Here is a 15,930-nt window from a genome sequence, read left to right as displayed (position 1 = left end):
GCCCGAGGCATCTTCTTCCCACACAGCCAGGAGGTCTGTGAAGCATGCCCCTGAGCCATCTGTCCCTCCAAGACAGGGCCATGTTCTGGCAGTTCGGCCAAGGTCCTGAAGTCCGCGTCCCCGACCCCCTCGTCCACCACGCCGTCGAACGGCGGGCCACCGCCGCGCCGCACGCAGTCGCCGCCGAGCACCAGGGCACGACGATCACGTACGGCGAGCTGAACCGTCGTGCCGACCGGCTCGCGGCCAGACTCGTACGGGAGGGCGTACGGCCCGGCGATCACGTCGGCCTCTTCGTACGCCGCTCCATCCCGATGCTCGTCGGACTGCTCGGCACGCTGAAGGCCGGCGCCGCGTACGTCCCGCAGGACATCGGCCTCACCCCCGCCGCCCAGCTGCGGCACGTCATCCGCACCGCCGGAACCCGGGTCGTCCTCACTCAGTCGGAGCACACGCTGCGGGTGCCTCCGGCTGACGCCGGACACCGGCTGATCACGCTCGACGACGATCTCGCCAACCTCTCCACGGAAGGGCCGGTCCGTCTCGAGCGGCCCGTACGCCCCGACGACGGGTGCTACGTCCTGTTCACCTCCGGCACGACCGGCAAGCCCAACGGGGTGAAGGTCACCCACCGCAACGTCGCGAACATCCTCCTCACCGAGCCCGGTGGCCTGGGCATCCGCCCCGGTGACCGGGTCGCCCAGCTCCTCAACATCGCCTTCGACATGGCCGCTTGGGAGATCCTCGGCTGTCTCGCCCACGGCGGCACGCTCGTCGTCCGCGGCAAGGACGTCGCGGCGGCGGCCCGTACGGCGGACGTGCTGATCGCGACGCCGACGGTGCTGTCCGGGATCGACCCGGCGGGCTGCCCCCATGTGCGGACGGTGGCGGTCGCGGGCGAGCCGTGCCCGCGCCCGCTCGCGGACGCCTGGGCCCGGCGGTCCGCCTTCCACAACTCCTGCGGGCCCACGGAGACGACGATCGTCAACACGATGCGCCACCACCACGTGGACGACGCACTGCTCACGATCGGCCGCCCCACCCCCAACAACACGGTGTACGTCCTCGATGAGCACCGGCGTGCGCTGCCCATCGGGGAGGTCGGCGAGATGTGGGCCGGGGGCGACTGCGTATCGGCGGGCTACTTGAACAACGAGGCGCTGAACGCCGAGCGGTACGCCCTCGACCCCTTCCTCGGCGGCGGGCACCGCATGTTCCGTACCCGCGACCTCGGCCGCTGGACGCCAGACGGCGAACTCGAGCATCTGGGCCGTACCGACGACCAGGTCAAGGTCCGCGGCTTCCGCGTGGAACTCGACTCCGTCTCCTCGGTGCTGGAATCGGTGGCGGGCTGCTCCCGCGCCGTCACGCTCAAGCGGGACGCCCGCACCCTGATCTCCTTCGTCTGCCCGGCCGACGTCGACCCGGACACGGCCCGGCGCGCGGTGGCCGACGTACTGCCGTACTACTGCGTGCCGGCCACGGTCCTCCCGGTGGCCGCTATGCCGGAGACGGACCGGGGCAAGGTCGACCGGGCGGCACTGCTGCGGCTGGCGGCGGAGCGGGAGGAGGCCGCGCGGAACGCCGCGCGGGCGGTGACGGTTCATAGCGAGGGAGCTCCCCTGCTGCCGGTGTCGGCGGTGCGAGAGGGGGCGACCTGATGACGTCGTCCGTTGAGACCTCGTCCGCTGAGGCCTCATCCGTCGAGGTGGGAGGCGCCACGCTCGCAGCGCCTCCCGCCCCTCCCGCGGCTCTCGCCGAACTCCCTCCGCTCACGTCCGCGCCCCGTCGCCTCCTCAAGCACCCCCGCCTGATGCACTACAACCGCCTCGCGGCCCTGGTGATGCTGGCCAACATCGGCTTGCTGGCGGTGAGTTGGATGCCGAACGCCGGAGCCATCGGCTACGCGTCCCTCGTGAACCTCGCGCTCGCAGTGGTTGTACGGCAGCAGTACGTCATCAACCTCTTCTTCCGGCTGGCGACTTGGGCTCCGACGAACTGGCCGCTGAAGGTGCGGTGGACGCTCGGGAAGGTGTACCACTTCGGCGGACTGCACGTGGGCGGGGCACTGGCCGGAGCGGTGTGGTTCCTCGCGGGGGCGGTCGTGGTGACCGTCGACGGCGCCAACGTGCCGCTGATCACCGTGAGTTGGGTACTCGTCGCTCTGCTCGTCGTCATCGTCGTCACCGCCCTGCCGTCCTTCCGCTCCCGCTTCCACGACCACTTCGAGAAGATCCACCGCTTCGGCGGCTGGAGCGCCCTCGCACTGTTCTGGACGCATACGCTGCTGGGCGCGCAGGGGCCGGTCGCCCTCGGGGTGCTGGCCGTGGTCACCTTCAGCGTCGCCCTGCCCTGGCTGCGGCTGCGCAAGGTGGACGTACGGATCGAACGGCCCTCCACGCACGTCGCGTTGGCCCGTTTTGACCATGGCGTGACCCCGTTCGCGGGGTCGTCCACCGCCATCAGCCGCAGCCCGCTCACCGAGTGGCACTCCTTCGCCAACGTGCCCTCACCCGGCGAACCCGGCTTCCGGCTGACCATCTCCCGTGCGGGCGACTGGACGGGCTCGTTCATCGACGACGCGCCCGCGAAGGTCTGGGTCAAGGGCATCACCACGGCCGGGGTCGCCAATATCGAGACCCTGTTCAGCAAGGTGATCTACGTCGCCACCGGCAGCGGTATCGGTCCCTGCCTGCCGCATCTGCTGGCCGCGGAGGTGCCCTCACGCCTCGTGTGGGCGACGCGCGATCCCCGCAGGACCTACGGCGACGACCTGGTCGACGAGATCCTCGCCGTCCAGCCGAACGCGCTGGTCTGGGACACCTCGCAGCACGGCAAACCGGACATGGTGCGGCTCGCGTACACCGCGTACCGCTCCTTCGGTGCCGAAGCTGTCATCTGCATCTCCAATAAGAAGCTGACCTGGCAGGTCGTTCACGGTCTCGAGCGGCGCGGCATTCCCGCGTACGGCGCGATCTGGGACTCGTAACAGACCGTCAGGAGTGAAGAAGAGACGGAGAGTCGATGAACACCCTCAAGATCGAACGCCATGACCGCGTCGTCACGGTACGACTCCACCGGCCGCACGTCCTGAACGCCCTCAGCAGCGATCTGCTGGCCGAACTCCTCGACGTACTCCGCCCGTTGGACCGTGACCCGGACGTCGGCTGCTTCGTCGTCACCGGTTCGGAGAAGATCTTCGCGGCCGGTGCCGACATCAAGGAGATGGCCGGGAAGTCGGCCGTGGACATGGCCGCGGAGGACTACTTCGCGGGCTGGGAGGAGTTCGCCGGGTTCCGAACGCCGAAGATCGCGGCGGTCAACGGCTATGCGCTGGGCGGCGGTTGCGAACTCGCGATGATGTGCGACCTGATCATCGCGGGCGAGTCGGCGGTCTTCGGCCAGCCGGAGATCAAGCTCGGCGTGATCCCCGGCATCGGCGGCACTCAGCGGCTCACCCGCCTGGTCGGCCGTGCCAAGGCCATGGACCTGATCCTCACGGGCCGCACGATGGACGCCGGCGAGGCGGAGGCCTCGGGCCTGGTGTCGCGGGTGGTCCCGGACGACCGCGTCCTCACCGAGGCCACGGAAGCCGCCGCGACCGTCGCCTCTTACGGCCGCCCGGCCGTCACGGCCGCCCGCGAGTCGGTCGACCGGGCCCTGGAGACCGGTCTGCGCGACGGGCTTCTTTTCGAGCGGCGCGTGTTCCATGCGCTGTTCTCGACGGAGGACCAGAGGGAGGGGATGAGCGCGTTCATGGAGAAGAGGGCGCCTGTTTTCAAGGGGTGCTGACGGGGTGAGTTGACCCGGTGCGCGGGGCGGCGGACGGGGACTCGGTCCGCCGCCCCTCGTCATGTGCGGGTTGTGAGTCCGGGCCCTGCAGGGGAGAAGGCCGGGGTCGGATCAGGGCGGTGCCCGGATGTTCGGGGCGCCCTCGGACCGAGGTCGTCGCGACATGACGAAATCGGGGACGAGGACGACAGGAGCGGCAGGGACGGTGGGCGGGAGCGGCGGGGGAGTGCGGCCGGGAAGAAGGACAGGGAGAAGGCCGGGAAGAAGAACGGGCGCCGTACTCTCACGCGGGTTCTGGTCACGCTTGGCACGGCCCTGGCCGTTCTGCTCGCCGCGTTCGGTGGATGGTTGGCGTGGCTGTGACCAGCACCGATACCAGCACGGTCGGCAAGGGCTCCTTCGGCAATGAGCTCGCCATCCCGCCTCTCTCCGAACCCAGCCGGGTCAAGGCGGACGGCACTGATGGGCCAGTTAGCGGTGGTCGAGAAGGGCCAGCGGGCCGAACAGCCGGACGCCGGTGGAGCCGGTGGAGCCGGTGGAGCCGGTGGAGCCGGTGGAGCCGGTGGAGCCGGTGGAGCCGGTGGAGCCGGTGGAGCCGGTGGAGCCGGTGGAGCCGGTGGAGCCGGTGGAGCCGGTGGAGCCGGTGGAGCCGGTGGAGCCGGTGGAGCCGGTGGAGCCGGTGGAGCCGGTGGAGCCGGTGGAGCCGGTGGAGCCGGTGGAGCCGGTGGAGCCGGTGGAGCCGGTGGAGCCGGTGGTGGACAGGACCCGCACGCGGGACGTTGACGTGCGGCCGTGACGACGGGGAGATCCGGGCGGCGTGGCCAAGCTGAAGGCAGACGGCCAGCCGGTCAACGGCACCACGTACGCCAAGCTGGTGGGCGTGTCCGGCCGGACGGCCCGCCGGGACCTCCAAGCCCTGGCCGCCTAACCGGACACGACATGGGCCCCTCCCCACGCCAGGGAGGGGCCTGGGCGTCACCATGGACGTATGGCTGACACGTTCACTACGCGGACCATCGACGTGCGGACAGGCTCCACGGAGACCGTCCACGACCTGACCGACGCGTGCGCGTCGTTCCTCCAGGAAGTGGCCGCCGGGCGGGACGGACTCCTGAATGTCTTCACGCCCCATGCAACGGCGGGCCTGGCCGTAATCGAGACCGGAGCGGGCAGTGATGACGACCTCCTGGCCGCCCTCCACCAGCTCCTCCCGGCGGACGACCGGTGGCAGCATCGGCACGGCTCCCCCGGCCATGGCCGGGACCATGTACTCCCGGCCATCGTCCCGCCCCACGCCACGCTCCCGGTCATCGGTGGCCGCTTGGAACTGGGGACCTGGCAATCCGTAGTCCTGGTGGACACCAACCGGGACAACCCCCAGCGCAAGGTCCGACTGTCCTTCCTGGGGTGACTACGGAAAGGCCCCGGCCATCCGCCAAGGAGAGCGGACGACCGGGGCCACAGGGGAGCGGTCACCCCACGATGGGTCAGGTCTATGCCCGCCACCTTGGTCGTACCCGGGTTCTCCCGCGTTGCCGGTCGTTCAAGCGTCGCAATGCTCACTGTGGGCCCTCCATCCAGGGCCCACACCTGTCTAGGGGCCGCTGAGTCGGTTCACTGGGGAACGTGACAGTTGCAAGCCACACGACGTGGCGTGCGGGACGAAGACGTTGAGGAGTCCGTCCCGGCCGGCAGCCGCGTCGCGGAGGAACGCCTCACAGTCGTGAGTGAGGTCGACGACCCGTTCGCGGGGGCCGGAGGTGACGTTCAGGACCTGGGTGGTGAAGGCATCGGACATGGTCCCATGGTCGCGCATGCCGACCGCGTCACGCGGAAGCGACGGCCCGCGCCGGAAGCGTCCTCCAGGTCGACGGCCTCGACGCGGACGCGGTCGCCGGCGGCGGGGTCCGCGCTCGGGCGCGGCAGGTCGACGGGCCGGCAGCGGATGCCCGTTCCGCACGGTGGCTCCCGGGCGGAACCGGGGACGCACCCCGATCTCCGGGCGGAGTGGGGCTCGTCCCTGACGGCGACGGCGCCGCGCTCGTCGACAGCCATGCGGGGGTCGCGCATCTGGTCGAGGAATACCACGCGCTCAGTGCCGAGCAACTCGTGCTCTCCGGCCGTCCGCGCCTGGAGGGGACGTACCGGTTGGGGGACGGCGTGATGGCGAACGTGGCGGCGCGCGGGCTGCCGGCGGACGCTGCCACCGTGGCCGGGGCGCCGCTCCTCGTGGCAGGCGGGCGCCGACCTCCGGGAAACGCACGGGAAGATCCCGGGCCTCCGCGCCGTTGGCAGAAGTGTGAACAACGTGCGCGAGGTCGAGGTGGTCGTCATAGGCGCTGGTCAGGCCGGTCTGTCCAGCGCCTATCACCTGCGGCGATCCGGTTCCGAGCCGGAGCGCGACTTCGTGGTGCTCGACCACTCCCCCGGCCCGGGCGGCGCCTGGCAGTTCCGCTGGCCGTCGCTGACATACGGCAAGGTGCACGGGATGTACGCGCTGCCCGGCATGGAGCTGATGGGCGCGGATCCGGCGCGCCCGTCCTCCGAGGTCATCGGGGAGTACTTCGCGACGTACGAACGCACCTTCGACCTGCGGGTGCGGCGGCCGGTGGGTGTCCACGCGGTGCGTGCGGGCGAGGGCGGGCGACTGCTGGTGGAGACCTCGGACGGTATGTGGTCGACGCGGGCGCTGATCAACGCGACGGGCACCTGGGACCGGCCGTTCTGGCCGCGCTATCCCGGTCAGGAGACCTTCCGGGGGCGGCAGTTGCACACCGCGCAGTACCCGGGGCCGGAGGGGTTAGCGGGACTGCGGGTGGTCGTGGTGGGCGGGGGTGCGTCCGGGACGCAGCATCTGCTGGAGATCGCCCCGTACGCCGCCGGGACGACGTGGGTGACGAGGCGTCCGCCGGTCTTCCGCGAGGGGCCGTTCGACGAAGGGGCGGGGCGATCGGCCGTCGCCATGGTGGAGGAGCGGGTGCGGCAGGGGCTGCCGCCGAAGAGTGTCGTGTCGGTGACGGGGCTGCCGCTCAACGACGCGATCCGGCAGGGCATCGTGGACGGCGTCCTGGACCGGCTGCCGATGTTCGACCGGATCACGCCCGAGGGCGTGGCATGGGACGACGGCCGCCGCGTGGACGCCGACGTCATCCTCTGGGCGACCGGCTTCCGCGCCGCCGTCGACCATCTGGCCCCGCTGCGACTTCGCGAGTCCGGCGGCGGCATCCGCGTCGACGGCACCCGCGCGGTCGCCGACCCCCGGATCCACCTGGTCGGTTACGGCCCGTCGGCCAGCACCATCGGCGCCAACCGCGCGGGCCGTGCGGCGGTGCGGGACATCAGGCGACTGCTGGCGGACGAGCCGGCCGCCGCCTGACGTCACCTACAACCCCGGTACGGCCAACTCCGCGGCGGCCCGTACGGGAAGGTCCGATCCTCAGCCGGCCGCCTGCGCGGGAGGCGCTGTACTCGCCCCGGCGGTGGCCGTGGGCTTCTTCCGGCTTTCGTTGAACTCGGCGACGTTGCGCAGGTGTTCCTCGTAGTCCGCCGTGAAGCGGGTGTCGCCCGGCTTGACCGTGACGAAGTACACCCAGTCCCCCGGCGTCGGGTTGATCGCGGCACGCATCGCCTCCTCGCCCGGGTTGGCGATCGGCGTGGGCGGCAGACCCATCCGCTGGTACGAGTTGTAGGGGCTGTCGATCTTCGTGTCCTCGACGCTGGTGTCCAGCGTCGAGCGGTCCAGCGCGTAGTTGAGGGTGGAGTCCATCTGCAACGGCATGCCGCGCTCCAGCCGGTTGAAGACGACCCGGGCCACCTTGCTCATGTCGGCCTTGTCGGCCGCCTCGGCCTGGACGATGCTCGCGATGGTGACCGCCTGGTAGACGTTCATGGCGTTGCGCTGGGCGCCGGCCGTGACCTGACCGCCGTTGAACTTCTTGTTCGCGGTCTCGACCATGGATGTCAGCAGGGACTCCGGGGTCGCCTTCCCCGCCAAGGGGTACGTCGCCGGGAAGAAATAGCCCTCCGGATTGCCCTCGGCGTCGGCCGGGAGGGTCAGCTTGGCCTTGGCCAGGGACTTCTTGGCGGACCCGGCGGGCAGGGCGAGGGCCTTGTCGACCGCTTCGTAGACCTGGGCGGAGCGCCAGCCTTCCGGGATCACCAGTGACGTGGGGCGTTCGGCCTCGCCGTCGCCGCTGCCGACGCTCAGCAGCGGCACCGCCACGGCGGTGGCCGCCACGACGGCGCCGGTCGCGATGAGGGCGGCCCGGCCCCGACGCGTCAGTCGAATCGTGCTCCGTGGCGGAGTGTTCATATGCATGCGGGCACGGTAACCCGCATATCACCTCAAACCTGGCATATATTCATCTTGTCGGCTCCATTTTCGGCACCTGAGCCGTCTCCCGGCCCGGCTTCAGCCGTGCGTCCCGCCGCACGAGCGCCGCGTACCGGCCGTCCCTCTCCAGCAGTTCCTCGTGCGTACCGCGTTCGACCGCGCGGCCGGAGTCGAGGACCACGATCTGGTCCGCACCCCGGACGGTGGAGAGCCGGTGCGCGATGGTGAGGGTGGTGCGGTTGGCCGAGAGCGCGTCGATGGCCTCCTGCACCGCGTGCTCGGTGCGGGTGTCCAGGGCGCTGGTCGCCTCGTCGAGGATGAGGACCGGCGGGTCGCGCAGGACGGTGCGGGCGATGGCGAGGCGCTGCTTCTCACCACCGGAGAAGCGGTGGCCGCGTTCGCCGACGACCGTGTCGTAGCCGTCGGGCAGGGACGCGATGTGGTCGTGGATCTGGGCCGCCCGCGCCGCCGCGTACAGCTCCTCGTCGGTGGCGTCCGGCTTGGCGAAGCGCAGGTTGTCGGCGACGGAGGCGTGGAAGAGATACGTCTCCTGCGAGACGACGCCGACGCCGCGGGCCAGCGTGTCGAAGTCCAGGTCGCGCACGTCGACCCCGTCGAGCGTGACCCGGCCGCCCGTGGCGTCGTACAGCCTCGGCACCAGGAGGCCGAGGGTGGACTTTCCGGCGCCGGTCGGACCGACGACGGCGAGGCTGCCGCCGGAAGGGATGGTGAGGTCGATGCCGTCGAGGATGGGCGCGCCCTTGCCGTCGTAGCGGAACTCGACGTTCTCGAAGCGGACTTCGCCCTTCACCTGGTCGAGGTGGACCGCGTTCTCGGGCTCGGTGATCTCTGTCGGCAGGTCGAGGTACTCGAAGATGCGCTGGAAGAGGGCGAGCGAGGCCTGGATCTGGACGCCGGTGGACAGCAGGCTCACGGTCGGCCGGAACAGGTTCTGCTGGAGCGAGACGAAGGCGACGAGCGTGCCGACCGAGACGGACGGCCCGCCGAGCTGGAGAGCGACGCCGGCGGTCCAGTAGATGACGGCGGGCATGGCGGACATGACGACGGTGATGATGGCCATGCGCCAGCGCCCGGCCATGTTCACCCTGACCTCCAGGTCGACCAGTTGCTCGGACTCCGCGGCGAAGGACTTGGTGAGCGAGTCGGCGCGGCCCATCGTGCGGCCGAGCAGGATGCCGCTGACGGAGAGGGACTCGGTGACCGTGGCGGCCATGCCGGCCATCTGGTTCTGGCGTTGGGCGGTGATCTTCTTGCGCTCGTCGCCGACCCGGCGGCTTATCCACACGAACAGCGGCAGCAGAAGCAGGGTGACCACGGTGAGCCGCCAGTCCAGGGCGACCATGGCGACGACAGTGGCGACCACGCTGGTGACGTTGGAGACCAGGGAGGTGGCCGTGGAGGTGACGGTCGCCTGCATACCGCCGATGTCGTTGGCGATGCGGGACTGGACCTCGCCGGTGCGGGTTCGGGTGAAGAAGGCCAGCGACATGCGCTGCAGCCGACCGTAGACGGCGGTGCGCAGATCGTGCATCACGTGCTGACCGACAGTCGTGGAGATCAGTGTCTGCAGGACACCGAAGATGCTGGTGAGCACCGCGCTCAGGATCATGCCGAGCGCGAGCAGACCGAGCAGGCCTGTGCGACCCTCGGGGATCGCGGTGTCGAGGATCTCCTTCAGGAGGAAGGGGGTGGCGACCGACGCGAGCGACGCGGCGCCGACAAGCAGACCGACGATCGCCAGCCGGCCTCGATAGGGACGGAAGAGTTCCAGGATGCGGCGTACCTGCCGGGGCTGATCCTTGGAGTCGCCGGGCGGTACCCAGCGGGGTTCGTGGTCGGGACGCATGGGCTCCTACGGGAGGTGAGGCGAGAATGATTGACGGAGCTTAGCTCATTGTTACCTATGTTCACAATGAACAAACTCCTGATATTGTTCCCGTATGACCACCCCCGACGCCGACGGCGGTCTGCTCGCCGAGCAGTTGCTGCGGCTCACACGCCGCGTGCACCGCATCCAGAAGCACCACCTCCAGCAGCGCGGGTTGGAGATCACCCCGGCTCAGTCACGGCTGCTGCGCACCCTCGCGCACTACGACACGCCGCCGCGCATGGCCGATCTGGCGGAGCGACTGGAGGTCGTGCCCCGGGCCGTGACGACTCTGGTCGACGCCCTGGAGGAGAGCGGACGGGTGCGCCGGGCGCCCGATCCCACCAACCGGCGGGTGATCCGGATAGAGGTCACGGACGAGGGCCGGAAGGTCCTGCGGGAGCTGCACCATGCCCGGCGGTCGGCGGCGGAGGAGATCCTGGCGCCTCTGTCGGGCGAGCAGCGGAACGTGCTCGGCGGTCTGCTCGACACCCTGGTGGACGGGGCACCGGTGCCGTCGGCCGACGGTGCGCCTGTGGCCGAGCGGCGCTGCTGAGTCGGCGGACGTACGGGAGGGGCCCGGCGCGGGATGCCGCGGGGTGCCGCGCCGCGCCCTGCACGTGGGGGACTCCGAAGAGGGAGGAGCGGGTCAGGTCACTTCGGGGCGAGCTCTTTCGCCTCGGCTGTGGGCCGTGCCGGGACCCCGCCCTCGTGGGTGCCCAGGGGAGCGCCGGAGGAGTCGTCGGTCCCGCCCGCGCCGGGCTCGTCGCCCTCCTCCACGAACCGGAACTCCCCGTCCAGCGTCATCTTCGCCCGGCCCGCGGCCAGCGCGCACTCCCACTCCGACACGGCGAAGACGGCGGCGCAGTTGCCCAGCAGGTTGGTGACGACACGCATCGAGTCCATGATGCCGTCGACGCCGAGACGGGCCGGGCGATGGTGGGGAGCTGTGCGGGGTCGCTCCGAGGAGGGTGCTCGCCAGGAGGGTCGCTCCGGTGAGCATGGACATGACGATCCGGCTGCTCTTGGGCCGAGTTCCACGGACGTTGCCGCCCCGCCGCAATGACGTCTCCGGACACGGGAGGGGGCCGGAGACGTCTGGCGTCTCAGACCTTCAGCTGTGCCCTGTCCCCCATCACGATCACCGGGTGCCGGGCCGGGTCGAGGGTACGCAGCAGGTACTCCATGCCCGACTTGGACAGGCTGACACAGGCCGAGGTGCCGCTGCCGTGGTCCATGTGCAGCCAGATGCTGCCGCCCTTGGACTGGCCCTCGGGCCGCGTCGGGTCGATCGGCGAGGTGCCCTTGACCCGGTTGTAGTCGATGGCGATCACATAGTCGAAGTCGTGCCAGTGCGACTCGGCCCAGTAGTGCGGCGCCTGGAACGACGCCGACCGGCTGTACGGGAGCTTCGCGCCCGGGTCGGCGAGGACACCGCCCGCGTCGCTGAGCGTGAACACGCCGACGGGGCTGCGCCTGTCGCCCTCCCGATGGTCGGTGGTCCAGCCCTTCTTGCCGTTGTGGCCCTCCCAACCGCGGGTCTTCTTCCAGGCTCCACCGCTCTTCGTGTAGAGCACGATCGTGGCGTCGGCGTCGTCCTTGCCCTCACCGTAGACCGCCACGACCTGACGGGACTCGGCGGGGATCTGCTTCTGGAGGCGGTCTCCGACGTCCGGGATGCGGGTCGGGTCGCCCTTCTGCGCCTCGGCACTCTCCGCCCTGCCGCCGGCGCCCGCGTCGGCCTTGGCCGAGTTGTCCGCGTCGCCCGAACCTCCGCACGCCGCCAAGGACACCAGGACACCGCAGAGCGCCGCCGCGAGCCCGACTCGCGCAGCGCCCCTCACGACATGCGCCGGGCCCCTCACGACACTCGTGTCGTCCGCACGATTGGTTCCGCTCACTCCGTCCGCATCGCCGGTGCCTCCGCGCCTCGTACCCCCTATTCGCATGCGGTCCATCGTCGCACCGCGCACCGCGCAGATGCGCCCGCCGCCCCGCCCGGCGGGCCTCGCACGGGTGGTCCAGGCCGAAACTTTGCCCGGCGCCGGAAAACCGTTTGCTTCCGACCACGCGGTGACGCGAACCTTTCACGGCCGGTCGCCGAGCGTCACCGTCCTTCGTCTCCCCACTCCTCCCCACCCTGACACGAGCCACTGGGACGTCATGCAGATTCAAGACCTTCCGCACAAAGACCCGGGTATGCCGGACGCACGCTCGGGTCCCCGCTTTCTGTGGTGGCTCGGCCGGAACCAGCTCGGCGGGCAGTTGAAGGCGCTGGCCTGGGGGTTGTTGCACTTCACCTCCGTGGCCGGGCTGCCGTTCTGCGTCGGCTTCGCCATCCAGGCCGTGGTGGACCGCTCCGGCGCCCGGCTCGCCCTCGGGGGCGGGCTGCTGGTGCTGTGCGGGTTCACCATCGCGCTGGGCGACACCTTCCTGCACCGGTCGGCGATCACCAACTGGATCACCGCCGCCGCACGCGTCCAGCAACTGCTGGCCCGCAAGACGGCCCAGCTGGGCTCGGCGCTGACGCGGCGGGTCGCGGCCGGCGAGGTGGTCGCGGTGTCCACGGGCGACGTCGAGAAGATCGGCTGGTTCGTCGAGTCCGTCTCCCGGTTCACCGCGGCGGCGCTCACGGTGGTGCTGGTCTGTGTCGGCCTGCTCGTCTACCAGCCCGCGCTCGGCGTCATCGTCGCCGTGGGCGTGCCGGTGCTCGCGCTGGCCGTCCTGCCCCTGCTGCCCCACGCGACCCGCCGCGCCGACTTCCAGCGCGAGAAGGCGGGCCGCGCCACGGAGCTGGCCTCCGACACCGTCGCGGGCCTGCGTGTCCTTCGCGGCATCGGCGGCGAGGACCTCTTCCTCGACCGCTACCGCCAGGCCTCCCAGGAGGTCCGCCACGCCGCCGTCCGCAGCGCCCGTATGTGGGCCCTGATCTCCGGCATCCAGGTGCTGCTGCCGGGGCTGCTGATGATCGCCGTCGTCTGGCACGGCGTGGGTCTCGCCCGCGAGGGCCGGATCACGATCGGTGAACTGGTCACGGTGTACAGCGCGGTGATGCTCCTTGCCTACCCTTTGCGCCACTTCGAAGAGATCGCCATGGCCTACTCCTTCTCCCGTCCGTCCGCCAAGCGCGCCGCTCGGGTGCTGTCGCTGGAGCGGGCCACGGACGCCGAGGGGTCCCGTGAGGCCGCCGTGCCCACCGGGGACCTGTACGACCCGGCGACCGGGCTGCTCGCGCCCGCCGGGTGTCTCACCGCTGTGGTGTGCGGCGACCCTGACGCGGCCGGACAGCTGGCGGAAAGGCTGGGCGGCCACGCTCCCGAGGAGAGCACCTCGGTTCTCCTCGGCGGCGTACCGCTCGACGAACTGCCGCTCGACTCCGCCCGCACCGCCGTCCTCGTGCAGGACAAGGACCCGGTGCTGCTCTCCGGAACGCTGCGCGAACTCCTCGACGTGCCGGCCTCGGGCGCGGTCACCGCCGAGGACGCGCTGGCCGCCGCCCAGTGCGGGGACGTCCTGGAGGCGCTGGTCCAGGGTTCGCTCGACGCCGAGGACCCGTTGGACGCGCGGATCACCGAGCGCGGCCGGTCCCTGTCCGGCGGGCAGCGCCAACGCCTCGCACTGGCCCGGTCCCTGATCACGGACCCGGGCGTGCTGGTCCTGGACGAGCCGACCTCCGCCGTCGACTCGCACACCGAGGCCCGCGTCGCCGACGGCATCCGGTCGCTGCGGGCCGGCAGCACGACGGTCGTCTTCACCTCCTCACCCCTCCTGCTGGACCTCGCCGAACGCGTCGTCCTCGTGCACGAGGGCGAAGTCGCCGCGGTGGGCGTCCACCGCGACCTGATCCGCAGGGAACCCCGGTACCGGGCCGTCGTCACCCGCGAGACCGACGAGGAGACCGACCTCGCCGACGGCTCTCGACACCCCACGACCAACCTCAGCGACGTGCTGGACGAACTGGAAGAGATCGAGGAGACCGCATGATCGGCGTGGCGCCACCGGCGTACGACCCGGCCGCCCCCACGACGGCGAACACCCTGCCCGTCGGCGCCCCGGCGACCGTACGCGCCTACGTGGCCGAACTGTTCCGCCGGCACCGCCGGGCGTTCGTCCTGCTCATCGCCGTCAACACGATCGCCGTCGTGGCCTCGATGGCGGGCCCCTATCTGCTGGGCGCACTCGTCGAGCGGGTCTCCGACGAGGCACGCGAACTCCATCTGGAACTGACGACGGCGGTGTTCGTCGCCGCCCTCGTCATCCAGGCCGTCTTCGTGCGAGAGGTGCGTCTGCGCGGCGCCATGCTCGGCGAGCGGATGCTGGCCGACCTCCGCGAGGACTTCCTCGTACGGTCGGTCGGACTGCCGCCGGGCGTTCTGGAACGCGCCGGCACCGGTGACCTGCTCTCCCGGATCACCACCGACGTCGACCGCCTCGCCAACGCCATGCGCGAGGCCGTGCCCCAGCTGGCCATCGGTGTCGTGTGGGTGGCGCTGCTCCTCGGCGGACTCGCCGTGACCGCGCCGCCGCTGGCCCTCACCGTACTGCTGGCCCTGCCGCTGCTGGTGGTCGGCTGCCGCTGGTACTTCAGGCGCGCGCCCTCCGCCTACCGCTCGGAGGCCGCCGGGTACGCCGCCGTCGCCGCCGTGCTCGCCGAGACCGTGGACGCCGGCGGCACCGTCGAGGCCCACCGCCTCGGCACCCGCCGCATCGACCTGTCGAACCGACGTGTCCAGGAATGGACCGCGTGGGAGCGGTACACGCTCTGGCTGCGGTCGGTGCTCTTCCCGGTCGTCAGCCTCACGCACATCACGGTTCTCGGCTCCGTCCTGGTCATCGGCGGGCTGTTCGTCCTGCAGGGCTGGATCGGGCTCGGCCAGCTGACCACGGGTGCGATCATCGCCCAGATGCTCGTCGACCCGGTCAACCTGATCCTGCGCTGGTACGACGAGCTGCAGGTCGCCGAGGTGTCGCTGGCGCGCCTCGTCGGTGTACGGGACATCGAGCCGGACGCAGGAGATCCCGCCGTGGCCCCGGACGGGCGGCATGTCCACGCTGACCGGGTGCGCTTCGGGTACCGCGACGGCGTCGACGTCCTGCGCAAGGTCTCCCTGGAGGTCCCGCCCGGCACCCGGCTCGCCCTCGTCGGCCCGTCCGGCGCGGGCAAGTCGACTCTGGGCAGGCTCCTCGCCGGGATCTACGCGCCGCGCGACGGCCGTATCACGCTGGGTGGCGCCGAGCTGTCCCGGATGCCCGCCGAGGACGTCCGCTCCCATGTGGCGCTGGTCAACCAGGAGCACCATGTCTTCGTCGGTTCGCTGCGCGACAACCTGCTCCTCGCCCGTACGGGTGCGGAGGACGCCGAGCTGTGGGCGGCGCTGGGCGCGGTCGACGCCGACACCTGGGCACGGGCGCTGGACGAGGGTCTGGACACCGAGGTGGGCTCCGGCGGCATCTCGCTCACCCCGGCGCAGGCCCAGCAGATCGCGCTGGCCCGCCTTGTCCTCGCCGACCCGCACACGCTGGTCCTGGACGAGGCGACCTCGCTCCTCGATCCGCGTGCGGCCCGTCATCTGGAACGCTCCCTCGCCCGCGTCCTCGACGGCCGCACCGTCGTCGCCATCGCCCACCGGCTGCACACCGCCCACGACGCCGACATCATCGCCGTCGTCGAGAACGGCCGCATCAGCGAACTGGGCAGCCACGACCAGCTCGTCCAGGCGGACGGCGCGTACGCCGCGCTGTGGAGGTCGTGGCACGGCTGACCGCCGCGGGCACCGCCGTCGCCGGTGCGGCAGACGACCTCGCCGGGACGGACCCGGCCGGACGGCCGGCGCCGGGCGGGTCCCGCAGCTGCCGGTCGCCTGCCGTTGCGCGGTGCCGAATGCGAGTGGAAGGCTGGTGGTGGGCACTGATTCGG

General features: G+C 71.1%; 14 protein-coding genes and 1 pseudogene. 9 read left to right on the top strand and 6 right to left on the bottom strand.

Annotated features, from left to right (window positions below; genetic code table 11):
- Positions 1-44: 44 nt before the first annotated feature.
- The 3 genes from WBG99_RS32080 to WBG99_RS32070 are packed head-to-tail and all read left to right on the top strand — an operon-like array spanning position 45 to position 3,792.
- Positions 45-1,661 carry an amino acid adenylation domain-containing protein gene (locus tag WBG99_RS32080; protein ID WP_338899697.1) on the top strand — a complete coding sequence of 539 codons (1,617 nt, stop codon included), beginning with the start codon at positions 45-47 and terminating at the stop codon, positions 1,659-1,661.
- Positions 1,661-2,989, top strand: coding sequence for a hypothetical protein (locus tag WBG99_RS32075; protein ID WP_338899696.1), 1,329 nt, complete (start codon positions 1,661-1,663; stop codon positions 2,987-2,989). The genes WBG99_RS32080 and WBG99_RS32075 overlap by 1 nt, the downstream gene beginning before the upstream one ends.
- A gap of 35 nt (positions 2,990-3,024) precedes the next feature.
- On the top strand, positions 3,025-3,792 hold the full coding sequence (locus WBG99_RS32070; RefSeq protein ID WP_338899695.1) for an enoyl-CoA hydratase-related protein: 768 nt from the start codon (positions 3,025-3,027) through the stop codon (positions 3,790-3,792).
- A 471-nt stretch (positions 3,793-4,263) separates the two neighbouring features.
- Here WBG99_RS32070 and WBG99_RS32065 read toward each other — a convergent pair whose 3' ends face one another.
- The gene (locus WBG99_RS32065; protein ID WP_338899694.1) at positions 4,264-4,563 is read right to left on the bottom strand and encodes a hypothetical protein; all 300 of its coding nucleotides are present in this window, start codon (positions 4,561-4,563) and stop codon (positions 4,264-4,266) included.
- Between the two features lie 46 nt (positions 4,564-4,609).
- Between WBG99_RS32065 and WBG99_RS32060 the strand changes: the two genes are divergently transcribed.
- Entirely contained in the window at positions 4,610-4,720 is a 111-nt protein-coding gene (locus WBG99_RS32060) for an HTH domain-containing protein (protein ID WP_338899693.1), read from the top strand.
- A 60-nt stretch (positions 4,721-4,780) separates the two neighbouring features.
- The gene (locus WBG99_RS32055; protein ID WP_338899692.1) at positions 4,781-5,203 is read left to right on the top strand and encodes a secondary thiamine-phosphate synthase enzyme YjbQ; all 423 of its coding nucleotides are present in this window, start codon (positions 4,781-4,783) and stop codon (positions 5,201-5,203) included.
- Between the two features lie 234 nt (positions 5,204-5,437).
- Here WBG99_RS32055 and WBG99_RS32050 read toward each other — a convergent pair.
- A pseudogene (locus tag WBG99_RS32050) lies at positions 5,438-5,590 on the bottom strand (YjbQ family protein); the annotation flags it as partial.
- Between the two features lie 501 nt (positions 5,591-6,091).
- Here WBG99_RS32050 and WBG99_RS32045 point away from each other — a divergent pair.
- Complete coding sequence (locus WBG99_RS32045) at positions 6,092-7,168, top strand: NAD(P)-binding domain-containing protein (RefSeq protein ID WP_338899691.1); 1,077 nt, start codon at positions 6,092-6,094, stop codon at positions 7,166-7,168.
- Positions 7,169-7,228: 60 nt separating this feature from the next.
- Here the strand turns inward: WBG99_RS32045 and mltG are convergent, their stop codons facing one another.
- Positions 7,229-8,110 carry an endolytic transglycosylase MltG gene (mltG, locus tag WBG99_RS32040; RefSeq protein ID WP_338899690.1) on the bottom strand — a complete coding sequence of 294 codons (882 nt, stop codon included), beginning with the start codon at positions 8,108-8,110 and terminating at the stop codon, positions 7,229-7,231.
- A gap of 43 nt (positions 8,111-8,153) precedes the next feature.
- Positions 8,154-9,992 carry an ABC transporter ATP-binding protein gene (locus WBG99_RS32035; RefSeq protein WP_338899689.1) on the bottom strand — a complete coding sequence of 613 codons (1,839 nt, stop codon included), beginning with the start codon at positions 9,990-9,992 and terminating at the stop codon, positions 8,154-8,156.
- 94 nt (positions 9,993-10,086) lie between these two features.
- Between WBG99_RS32035 and WBG99_RS32030 the strand changes: the two genes are divergently transcribed.
- Entirely contained in the window at positions 10,087-10,569 is a 483-nt protein-coding gene (locus tag WBG99_RS32030; RefSeq protein ID WP_338899688.1) for a MarR family transcriptional regulator, read from the top strand.
- Positions 10,570-10,667: 98 nt separating this feature from the next.
- On the opposite strand, the gene WBG99_RS32025 is transcribed toward WBG99_RS32030, so the two are convergent.
- Both WBG99_RS32025 and WBG99_RS32020 read right to left on the bottom strand, forming a co-directional pair.
- Positions 10,668-10,910: a hypothetical protein gene (locus WBG99_RS32025; protein WP_338899687.1), complete on the bottom strand. Its 243-nt coding sequence runs from the start codon at positions 10,908-10,910 to the stop codon at positions 10,668-10,670.
- 209 nt (positions 10,911-11,119) lie between these two features.
- Positions 11,120-11,806 carry a hypothetical protein gene (locus tag WBG99_RS32020; protein WP_338899686.1) on the bottom strand — a complete coding sequence of 229 codons (687 nt, stop codon included), beginning with the start codon at positions 11,804-11,806 and terminating at the stop codon, positions 11,120-11,122.
- A gap of 370 nt (positions 11,807-12,176) precedes the next feature.
- On the opposite strand from WBG99_RS32020, the gene WBG99_RS32015 reads away from it, so the two are divergent.
- Positions 12,177-13,997 (top strand): ABC transporter ATP-binding protein, encoded by a 1,821-nt coding sequence (locus tag WBG99_RS32015; RefSeq protein ID WP_338899685.1) that lies wholly within the window; start codon positions 12,177-12,179, stop codon positions 13,995-13,997.
- Positions 13,994-15,775 (top strand): ABC transporter ATP-binding protein, encoded by a 1,782-nt coding sequence (locus WBG99_RS32010; RefSeq protein ID WP_338899684.1) that lies wholly within the window; start codon positions 13,994-13,996, stop codon positions 15,773-15,775. The genes WBG99_RS32015 and WBG99_RS32010 overlap by 4 nt, the downstream gene beginning before the upstream one ends.
- The last annotated feature ends 155 nt before the right edge of the window (positions 15,776-15,930 follow it).

Source organism: Streptomyces sp. TG1A-60, assembly GCF_037201975.1.
Lineage (GTDB): Bacteria > Actinomycetota > Actinomycetes > Streptomycetales > Streptomycetaceae > Streptomyces.
This window is presented reverse-complemented; position numbering and strand designations above follow the sequence as displayed.

Excerpts from the sequence above, each read along its gene's own strand:
- WBG99_RS32080 (WP_338899697.1), top strand. The coding sequence starts at position 45 with ATGCCCCTGAGCCATCTGTCCCTCCAAGACAGGGCCATGTTCTGGCAG.
- WBG99_RS32075 (WP_338899696.1), top strand. The coding sequence starts at position 1,661 with ATGACGTCGTCCGTTGAGACCTCGTCCGCTGAGGCCTCATCCGTCGAG.
- WBG99_RS32070 (WP_338899695.1), top strand. The coding sequence starts at position 3,025 with ATGAACACCCTCAAGATCGAACGCCATGACCGCGTCGTCACGGTACGA.
- WBG99_RS32055 (WP_338899692.1), top strand. The coding sequence starts at position 4,781 with ATGGCTGACACGTTCACTACGCGGACCATCGACGTGCGGACAGGCTCC.
- mltG (WP_338899690.1), bottom strand. The coding sequence starts at position 8,110 with ATGCATATGAACACTCCGCCACGGAGCACGATTCGACTGACGCGTCGG.
- WBG99_RS32035 (WP_338899689.1), bottom strand. The coding sequence starts at position 9,992 with ATGCGTCCCGACCACGAACCCCGCTGGGTACCGCCCGGCGACTCCAAG.
- WBG99_RS32030 (WP_338899688.1), top strand. The coding sequence starts at position 10,087 with ATGACCACCCCCGACGCCGACGGCGGTCTGCTCGCCGAGCAGTTGCTG.
- WBG99_RS32025 (WP_338899687.1), bottom strand. The coding sequence starts at position 10,910 with ATGCGTGTCGTCACCAACCTGCTGGGCAACTGCGCCGCCGTCTTCGCC.
- WBG99_RS32015 (WP_338899685.1), top strand. The coding sequence starts at position 12,177 with ATGCAGATTCAAGACCTTCCGCACAAAGACCCGGGTATGCCGGACGCA.
- WBG99_RS32010 (WP_338899684.1), top strand. The coding sequence starts at position 13,994 with ATGATCGGCGTGGCGCCACCGGCGTACGACCCGGCCGCCCCCACGACG.